This is a genomic window from Micromonospora tarensis, assembly GCF_016803395.1.
Taxonomy (GTDB): Bacteria; Actinomycetota; Actinomycetes; order Mycobacteriales; family Micromonosporaceae; genus Micromonospora; species Micromonospora tarensis.
In genome coordinates this window covers 1-7,341 of sequence record NZ_JAEVHL010000287.1, presented here as the reverse complement: position 1 = coordinate 7,341, position 7,341 = coordinate 1, and the positions used below count along the sequence as shown (strand labels likewise).

General features: G+C 74.1%; 3 protein-coding genes and 2 pseudogenes. All 5 read left to right on the top strand.

What is annotated here, in order from left to right:
- Positions 1-421: pseudogene (locus tag JM949_RS31525) on the top strand (fibronectin type III domain-containing protein); the annotation flags it as partial.
- Positions 422-603: 182 nt separating this feature from the next.
- The gene (locus tag JM949_RS31520; RefSeq protein ID WP_309232417.1) at positions 604-3,219 is read left to right on the top strand and encodes a fibronectin type III domain-containing protein; all 2,616 of its coding nucleotides are present in this window, start codon (positions 604-606) and stop codon (positions 3,217-3,219) included.
- A gap of 27 nt (positions 3,220-3,246) precedes the next feature.
- Entirely contained in the window at positions 3,247-4,242 is a 996-nt protein-coding gene (locus JM949_RS31515) for an AAA family ATPase (RefSeq protein WP_203151750.1), read from the top strand.
- A 14-nt stretch (positions 4,243-4,256) separates the two neighbouring features.
- Positions 4,257-5,444 (top strand): DUF58 domain-containing protein, encoded by a 1,188-nt coding sequence (locus JM949_RS31510; RefSeq protein ID WP_203151749.1) that lies wholly within the window; start codon positions 4,257-4,259, stop codon positions 5,442-5,444.
- Positions 5,368-7,283, top strand: a pseudogene (locus tag JM949_RS31505) (DUF3488 and transglutaminase-like domain-containing protein); the annotation flags it as partial. The gene JM949_RS31510 and the pseudogene JM949_RS31505, both read left to right, overlap by 77 nt.
- Positions 7,284-7,341: the final 58 nt, after the last annotated feature.

Below are 7,341 nucleotides of genomic sequence, written 5' to 3'. Positions count from 1 at the left end.
CGGGGTGGCCGGTGCTGGCGGTGGCCGGCCTGGGAGCGGTGGTGCTGGACCCGCGACGATCCGCCGCCGCCGCCGCGGCCCGGCGCCGACAGCGGTGGCGGCACCGACGGCGGCCGGGCCTCCGCCCGGTGATCTGAAGCTGCGGGACGAGTCGGCCACGATCACGCTGACCTGGACGGACCCGACCAATGGTGCGGTGCCCTTCATGGTCGCCGCCGGTCGGGCCGGGCAGGCGCTGGGCGTGATCGCCACCGTGGACCCGGGCCGGACCAGCCACACGGTCAACGGGCTGAACTCACGGGTCGACTACTGCTTCACCGTGTTGGCTGTCTACTCCACTGACAGCTTTGCGACTTCGGGGCAGGTCTGCACCGCACGGGAGGGCACCACCGGGTCGAGCGGAGGCCCGTCGCCGCGCTGAATCACACCCAACGCGCCGATCCGGGGGTTGAGCTGCGCGTCCACAACGCACACGCTCGGTATCCACAGGGGTGACGGTGCGGGTTCCCCCGTCACCGGCAGCGCCATATGATGGCACCCGGCTCAGGGGAGGGCTTGCCGCGAGGCGCGCCACCTGCCATGACTCACGGGAGGCTGCCGGCTGTGGCCAGCATCGACGACGCCGTACGGACCGACGCCCCCCGCTCCCGGTCCCGGCTTCGCGGCGGGCTGGTCACCGTCGGCACGGTGACCGTGCTGCTGGCCGCCATGGGGTTGACCGCCCTCGGGTTGGGCGCGGCGGACAACGCGGTGGCCAACTACGACGCGAGTTCCTGGCTGTGGAGCGCGGCGCGCAGCGAGCTGGCCCGGGTCAACGGGGTCACCGCCCGGGTGGACACCCGCACCGAGGTTCCCGGGGCCCGCCAGCACCCGATGCAGATCACCCAGACCGATCGGCTGTTGCTCCTGCGCGACCTGCAGACCGGGCAGGTCAGCTCCCTGGACCTGGCCACCCTGCAACTCAGCGCGACCACCCCGACCACCCCCGGTCTGGGCGTGAGTGTCGCGCTGCACGAGGATTCGGCGTTCGTCGTGGACGCCGTGCAGGGCATTGTCCGGCAGCTCGACCCGCGGTCGTTGACTCCGGTCGGTGAGCCGGTGCGCTACCCACCGGGCATCACCGGTGGCACCTTCGACGGTAAGGGTCGACTCTGGATCGCGGTGCCCAGCGAGGGCACGGTCTCGGCGATCACCCCCGCCAAGCTGCCGTCCGCGCCGGCATCGGCCGCGAGCACCGGGCTGAGCACGGAGAAGGTCGAGTCGTACGACGTCGCCGAGGCCAGCCACGATCTGGTGGTCTCCACCCTGGACGACGGTGTGGCGGTGCTCGACCGGACGGCCGGCAAGCTGGTGCGGGTGCAGCGCGGCGAGGTGCACCCGACGTCGTTGACGCTGTCCGGCCCGGCGGCGCTGCCCACCCGCACCAGCGGGCCGCGGGTTCCGGTCACCGTGACCGCCGAGCGGCGGGTGCTGCTGGTGGGTGACGGTGGTCAGGAGACCGCGTTCACCGTTCCCGGCGAGGGCGGTCGGCTCAGCCCGGCGGTGGCCTGGGCCGACCGGTTCTACTGCGCCGACGAGGCCACCGGCACCATCTACTCCTTCGATGCCGGTGGTCAGCTGGTCGAGACCATCCGCGGGCGGGCCAACGGGCCGCTGGAGCTGGAGGTCCGGGAGAACCACCTGTTCATCAACTCCCCCGACGCGGCGACCGCCCGGGTGGTGGACGACAAGCACCAGGTGCGTGAGGTCGACAAGTACGCCAACGACGTGCTCGGCGGCGACCCGCCGCCGGTTGCCCCGCCGCCACCGCCGAAGAAGCCCCGGGTGGGCAAGCCGAGCGCGCCGCGCAGTGTCACCGCCGCGGCCGGCAACGCGCAGGCGCGGGTGAGTTGGCGGCCGGCCGCCGCCAACGGCGCCGAGATCATCAAGTACGTGGTGGAGGGCGCCGGGAAACGCCTGGAGGTGGGCGCGAACCAGCGTGCGGTGGAGGTCAAGGGTCTGACCAACGGCGAGACGTACCGGTTCGCGGTGCACGCGGTGAACGCGAAGGGCGCGGGTCCGCCGCGCAACAGCAACCCGGTCACCCCGACCGCCGCGGTGCCCGACCCGCCGGCGAGCGTCACCGCCCAGGCCCGGCCGGACGGCACGGTGCTGGTCAAGTGGCCGGCGGCGAACGGGCAGGGCAACACCATCGCGAGGTACGCGGTGACGGCCAGTTCGGCGGGGACGAACGCGCCGGCCGGCGAGTCGACCAAGACGGAGCTGGTGGTGCCCGCCGGTGAGCTGGAGTTCGGCACCCAGTACGCGTTCACGGTGGTGGCGGTCAACAGCAAGGGCGCCGGGTCGGCGGCCTCGCCGGTCAGCAACACGGTGGTGCCGTTCGCGGCACCCGGTCGGCCGCTCGACCTGCGCGCCGGCACGGTCGCCAACCAGCCGGGCGCGGTCACCGTGCAGTGGGCGCCGGCCGAGGCGAACGGCCGGCCGGTGACGAAGTACCTGGTGGACGTGGCGGGGCGGGTCAGCGAGGTGACCGACACCCGCACCACGGTCACCGGGTTGGGCAACGGCCAGAACGTCACGGTGAAGGTGAAGGCGGTCAACGAGGCGGGGCCGGGCCCGGAGGCCACCGCCACCGCCCGGACGGTCGCCCAGCCCCGGGTCACGGTGACCGGCTCGTCGTCGACCGCCACCGGGGCGACGGTGACCTTCACGGTGGACGCCGGCGGCGGTCAGGCCACCTGCTCGCTGAGCACGCCGGGTGAGCCGGCGAAGGCCGGGGCGTGCTCCAGCATCACGATGACGGGCCTGACGCCGGGCACCAACTACACGTTCACGGTGACCGCGAGCAACGCCGCCGGCAAGGGCACGGCAGCGCGGGCGCAGAAGACGCAGCCGCTGTTCGGGATCGCGACGTGTCGCAACGGCGCGTCCGGGCCCGAGTCGACCTACTGTGACCGGGACCGGGAAGGCCGCAACGGCAACGAGATCTTCTCGGTCACCCGGCAGGACAACGACAAGCAGGTGGGCTGGGCGAAGCCGGGCCGCCGGCTCCAGGCGTACTGCAAGCAGAAGGGCGAAGAGGTCTTCGCCTACATCTACAACAACGACAAGCGCAGCACCTGGTGGGTGCAGGTCGAGTTCGAGGGGAAGAACTACATCCCCTGGGCCTGGCTCAACCTGGAGGGCGGCGACAACATCAACGTCCTGCCCACCTGCTGAACCACCAGGCGAGGAGCACCACCGACCGTGAACACCCACGAGCCGCTCACCCAGCCGGAGGTGCAGGGTTTCGCCGCCCTGGCCGCCCGGCTGGCCGAGAACGTCAACGCGGTGGTGCTCGGCAAGCCGCAGGTGGTGCGGTTGGCGCTGACCGCGCTCTTCGCCGAGGGTCACGTGCTGTTGGAGGACGTGCCGGGGGTCGGTAAGACGACCCTCGCCCGGGCGATCGCGGCCACCGTGAAGGGTCAGTGGCGGCGCATCCAGTTCACCCCCGACCTGCTGCCCTCGGACGTCTCCGGGGTGACCATCTTCAACCAGGCGAGCCGGGACTTCGAGTTCCACCCGGGGCCGGTCTTCGCCAACATCGTCATCGCCGACGAGATCAACCGGGCGTCGCCGAAGACCCAGTCGGCGCTGCTGGAGGTGATGGAGGAGCGCACCGTCACCGTGGACGGGGTCCGGCATCCGGTGCCGTCGCCGTTCCTGGTGGTGGCCACCCAGAACCCGGTGGAGATGGACGGCACCTACCGGCTGCCCGAGGCCCAGTTGGACCGGTTCCTGGTGAAGTTGTCCGTCGGCTACCCGGACGAGGCGGTCGAGGTGGAGGTGCTGCGCGGCGCGACCGTGCGCTCCCCCGAGGCGCTCGCCCCGGTCACCGACACCGCCACCGTCGGGGAGATGGTCCGGATGGCACGCCGGGTGCACATCGCCGAGCCGCTCTACGCGTACGCGGTCCGGCTGGCCGCCGCCACCCGCACCCACCCGCAGGTGCGCGTCGGGGTCAGTCCCCGGGGGGTGATCGCGTTGACCCGCGCGGCGTGCTCGTACGCGCTCATCGACGGGCGGGGCTGGATCATGCCGGAGGATCTGAAGGCGCTCGCCGAGGCGGTGTTCGCGCACCGGCTGCTGCTCACCCCGGACGCCCAGGTGCGCGGGATGACCGCCGCGGAGGTGTTGCGCCAGGCCATCGCCTCGGTGCCGGTGCCCCTGCCGTCCGGGCAGCCCGCTCCGGTGCAGGGCTGACCGGCAACAGCGCGATGGGGATCACCGCCCGTGGAGCCGGGCTGCTCGTCGCCGCCGTCGTCCTGCTGGGGGCGGGTTTCCGGTTCGCGTACCCCGAGTTGACGTTGCTCGGTGCGGCGGCCGGCGCGGCCGTCGGCTACGCCGCGCTGGTCGCGGCCTGGCGGCCCCGGCTGACGGTGACCCGGCGGGCCGACCCGGATCGGGTGGCGCGCGGCGAACCGGCGAGCATGACGTTGACAGTGCGCAACACCGGCCGGCTGCGGTCGGCGAACCTGTTGGCCGAGGACCGGTGCGGCGACCGGAGCGTGCCGGTGCCGGTGCTGCGCCTGCGGCCCGGCCGGGACACCGAGGTCCGCTACGACGTGCCGACGCACCGCCGGGGGGTGGTGCCGGTCGGGCCGTTGCGGGTGACCCGGCGTGATCCGCTGGGGTTGGTGGCGTTGGCTCGCCCGTACGGGGTGTCGGTGCCGGTCTGGGTGCACCCCCGCGTCCACCCGCTGACGGCGGTGCCCACCGGCGCGGGGCGCAGCCTCGACGGCCGGGTGGACGGCGTTCCGCACGGGTCGATCACGTTCGACTCGCTGCGGGAGTACGTGGTCGGCGACGAGTTGCGCCGGGTGCACTGGCGGACCAGCGCCCGGGTGGGTGAGCTGATGGTGCGGGAGAACGTGGACACCAGCCTGCCCCGTCTGGTCGTCCTGCTGGACAACCGGGCGGCCGCGCACCCCCAGCGGGTCGGTCCGGTGGCGGAGTCGTTCGAGTCGGCCTGTGAGGCGGCGGCGTCGATCGTCACCGCCGCGCACCGCGCCGACCTGCCGGTGCTGTTGCTCTTCGTCGCCCCGGAGTCGACCCCGCCGGCCGAGGCCCAGTCGCCTGCCGGGGAGGTGGACGCGACCCGGGCGCTCGGGCCGCTGGACCGGCTCGCCGCCGCCGAGCTGGCCGCTGAGGCTGACGCGGTACGCGCGGCCACCACCCGGCTGCGGCAGGACCGGCTCGGTGACACGTTGGTCTTCCTGACCGGGCCGGGTGGCCGCGACGAGCTGGGGCACGTCGGCGCGCTGCGCGGGGCGTACCCGTCGGTGGTGGTCGGGGTGTTCGGCGCGGCCGAGCCGACCCCGCCGGGCGCTGCCGGCCTGGTGGTCGTCGACGCGGCGGACGGCGCGCAGTTCGCCGCCGAGTGGGACGGGGTACGCCGGTGGTGACGCGGGCCGTGCGGGTGCTGCGGGCGGCGGTGGTTCCGCTGGCGCTGATCGGGTTGACGGCGCTCGCCGGGGTGGTGCTCGGCCGGGTGTACGCGGGTGACCTGCTGACCTGGCTGGTATCCGGCGCGGCGGCCGGGTCGGTGCTGGTCAGCGTGGCCGCCCGGCGGTTGCCGTCCTGGTTGGTGGCGCCGGTGTCGATCGCCGCGATGGCCGGCTGGACACTGTGGTCGCTGCGGTTGGCCGCCACCCACGCCGAGTTGCCGGGCAGCCTGCTGGAGGTCACCGCGGACGCCGCCGGCAACGGCATCCCCCGGTTGCTCACCGCGATGATCCCGGTGGAGCCCACCCCGGACACGGTGCTGGTGCCGGTCGTCGCCGCCTGGCTGGCCGGCTTGGCCGGCGCGGAGGTGGCGCTGCGCACCGGCCGGGTGCTGCTGGGCTACCTGCCGGCGGCGGGGCTCTACGCCGCCGCCCTCTACGTGGTCGGCCCGAACGCCGAACCGGCGGTGGGAGCGACGCTGACCTTCGTCGCGGTCGCGGCGGTCGGCCTGGCGACCCCCGGCGGGACGGTACCGACCGGCGGCGATCCGACCACCGGGCTGGCTCCCCGGGTACGCGCGGCGGTGCGGTTGCGGTTGGCCACCGGCGCGGCGCTCGGGGTGGCTGTGGTGGTCGGGCTGGTCGCGCTGCTCGGTCCGGTCGTCGCCGACCAGGTCGACGGTCGGCCGGTGGACCCGCGCCGGTACGTGGAGCCGCCGCAGGTGCAGACGCTCGACGAGAACCCGTTGATCCGGATCTCCGGTTGGGCGCTGCACCCGGAGCAGAAACTCCTCGACGTGCGCACGGAGCGCTCCGCCGCCGCACCGTCCGACGGTGCCGCGCCGGTTGCCGGCACCGGTGGTGGTGCGCGGATCCGGTTGGCGGTGCTCAGCGACTACGACGGGGTGACCTGGCGGGTCGGCGCGACGTACCGCAACGCCGGTCGGATCCTGCCGGCCGGCACGCCGGCCCGGGACAGCACGGTGCGGACGGTCCGCCAGGAGATCAGTGTGGCGGAGTTGAGTGGTCGGCTCCTGCCGGCCGTGGCGACACCCCGGGAGGTCAGTGGCGCGCGGGTGGCGTACGACCCGGCGAGCGGGACGCTGATCCGGCCGGAGGGGCTGACGCCGGGGCTGCGGTACACGGTGACCTCCGCCGAGGAGCACCCGGAGGCGAATCTGCTGCCCACCGCGAACGTGCCCGCCGGCGAGGAGGTGGCCCGGGTGCTCCGGGTCGCCGACGGGGTGCCCGATCCGATGCGCCGGCTGGCCGAGCAGCTCGCCGAGGAGAACGGCGCGCCGTTCGCGCGGGCTTCGGCGATCGAGCAGTTCCTGGCCGAGCACTACCGGGTGGTGGCGGACGCGCCGAGCGGGCACGCGTACCCGAATCTGGGTTTCTTCCTCTTCGGGCCCCGCGACGGCGGCGGCCAGGAGGGCACGTCGGAGCAGTTCGCGGCGGCGTTCGCGGTGCTCGGCGGCTCTGCGGGTTGCCGACCCGGGTGGTGGTCGTTTCCGCACCGACGGGCAGCCGGGGCCGGTGCTGGCGGGCAACGCGTCCGCCTGGCCGGAGGTGCTCTTCGACGGGTTGGGTTGGGTGCCGTTCGACCCGCTGCCGCAACCGGACGACGAGCCGAGGCCGGTGGAGGAGGACTTCCGCCCGAAGCCCGAGGAGCCGCCGCCGTCGGAGGCGCCGGCGCCCACCGCGGAGCCGAGCGCGTCGCCGGAGCCGGTCGCCGCCCCCGCTCCCGGCCGCCGGGCGCTGGACCGCGATGGCGTCGACGAGGCACGAACCGGGTCCGGGTCCCGCAGCGGCGAACCCGCAGGTTGACCGAGACCGGTTGCCGAGCTGCGGCGTGGGC